Genomic DNA, 2,214 nt, shown 5'->3' with positions numbered 1-2,214 from the left:
CTCATGTAAGGAACTCCGGGGCTTGATCAGCCCAGGGGTTCCAGGGTTGCATGAGCATCCCGGCGAGTCCGGTGGGTGGCGATGAGTGTGTCTCTGAAGGAAAGCATCGGCCTGTGGTGCTGGTGTGGAGCCTCGTTCGACTGATTGCCGCCGCTGGCCTGGCCACGGATGACCCGTATGAGGGAAGTGGACCACTCACAGGTCGTGGGTGTGCGCCGGTTGCAGCACATGAATGGGAGCCGTTGTCGGGCTTTCAACCTTGGGACCGTGGCTGATGAGTCGCCGCCTGTCGGGGGACGGGCAGCCGGAGTGATCTGGCTCTGCCTGACCGAAGGAGGCGTTGATGGACGAGCCGAACGAGGCCGGGCCGCTGGTCCGGCGGCTGGTGGGCATCGATCTGGGTATCGCGTCGGAGCACACCGTACGTATCGTGGACGGGTCCGGGCGGCGGGTGGCCGCGGCGCGGTGCCTGCCCATCAGGGACTCTCTGCTGAGGCTGGAGGAGCGGGCACTGGCCGGCACGCCCGCGGGCACGCTGCTGGAGGTGGTCTTCGAGCCGACCGGGCCGGCCTGGTTCCCGGTGGCCAGGTTCTTCGCCGCGCGCGGCCACCGGGTGTTTCGCGTGTCCTCGGCCAAGGCCGCCGACCTGCGCAGGTTCTACCGGCGGCACACCAAGAGCAACGGCATCGACGCCGAGACGCTGGCCCGGCTGCCGCTGGTGGACCCCGACGGGCTGAGCGAGCTGGCGTCGGCCGAGGGGGCGGCGGCGGTGCTGGATCGGCGGGTGCGCGCTACCGACCGGCTCACCCTGCAGGCCGCCACCCACAAACGCCGTATCAAGGACCTGGTCCGGCAACTGCTGCCGATGACCCCGCTGACCGGCGATCTGGGCAAGGCCGACCGGGCGGTGCTGGAACGCTACGCCGACCCGCGCACCCTGCTGAGGCTGGGCCCCGACGGGCTGACCAAGCTGATCGCCACCGTCTCACACGGTCATCAGGGCCGAGAGCGGGCGCTGGCCTGGCTGACCGCGGCCGAGCAGGCCATCGAGCTCTACGGCCCCGACGATCCGGCGATGCCGTATGCGGACCTGGCCGCCGAGGTCGCCACCGAGATACGGCTGCTGACCGCGATCGAGACCGAACTGGCCGCCCACGCCGCCGTCCGCGAGCAGGCCTACCAGCAGGTCGACCCCGATCAGCTGGCCCGCAGCCTGCCCGGCCTGGCCGACGTCGGCGCCCCGGCCATGCTCGCCCTGCTCGGCGATCCCGGCCGGTTCGCCGACGGCCACCGCTTCAAGTCCTACCTGGGGCTGGCGCCCAAGGCCAGCGAGACCGGCGACACCGACCGCAAGGGCGAGCCGATGAGCAAGGCCGGACCATCGCTGGGCCGGGCCACCCTGATCCGCGCCGCCGACACCGCCCGCAAACTCGACCCGCAACTGGCGAAGATCTACTACGTGCAGATGACCGAACGCGGCGCCAACCACCTCAAGGCGTTATGCGTGGTAGCCGGGCACCTGGCCATCCGGCTGCACACCGTGATGCGCCGCGGCACCCCCTACCAGCTGCGCGACGTCGACGACCAGCCCGTCACCGCCCAACAGGCCAAGACCATCATCGCTGAGCGGTGGACCGTCCCCGACGAGGTCCGCAAACGCCGCCGCAGCAGGAAAACCCCGGCACACAAGACGAGGAAGGCCCCTCACCAGACCCAGACGGCCCGTCCACGAGGCGACCTTCCCCGCCCCGGATCGTCGCCACCCGGCAGCGGTCCTGTCAACCCCGCCATGGCCTGACCCAGCGCGGCCCGCCGCGCACCCCTGCCGACGGCACCTGCCGCACGGCCATCTCACCCTGCCCTTGATCAGGAGGCACACCTCATGCCCACCCTCACCCTCACCCTGACCGAAGACTCCATCAACGACCTGCGCGACCTCCTGGATCGCGTCCAGACGGTGGAGGACTGGCTCCTGCACGCCCCCCACGACGTCATCGACGAACTCGCCGACTTCGCTTTCCACAGCCACTTCCACCCCCGCAGCGCCGTCGCCTGGCTCACCGAAGACCTCGGCAACCTCAACTGCCGGCTCCGCAAACTCCTGCCCGAACCCCGCGCCGACTAGACCACGCATCAAGACCGTCGCGAGGCCGGAACCACAACCACGACCTCTTCCGCGACGGTCTTGACACATCAACTCCTATAGGGAATCAG

Annotated in this window: 2 protein-coding genes; both read left to right on the top strand. The window is 69.8% G+C overall.

What is annotated here, in order from left to right:
- The first annotated feature begins 343 nt into the window (after nt 1-343).
- Nucleotides 344-1,798, top strand: a complete 1,455-nt coding sequence (locus ITP53_RS54935; protein ID WP_195903413.1) for a transposase — start codon at nt 344-346, stop codon at nt 1,796-1,798.
- A gap of 84 nt (nt 1,799-1,882) precedes the next feature.
- Entirely contained in the window at nt 1,883-2,125 is a 243-nt protein-coding gene (locus tag ITP53_RS54930) for a hypothetical protein (protein WP_195903412.1), read from the top strand.
- Nucleotides 2,126-2,214 lie beyond the last annotated feature (89 nt).

It is taken from the genome of Nonomuraea cypriaca, assembly GCF_015645445.1.
GTDB classification, from domain to species: Bacteria; Actinomycetota; Actinomycetes; order Streptosporangiales; family Streptosporangiaceae; genus Nonomuraea; species Nonomuraea cypriaca.
The sequence above is the reverse complement of the archived record's forward strand: the minus strand, read 5'-3'. Positions and strand labels throughout refer to the sequence as shown.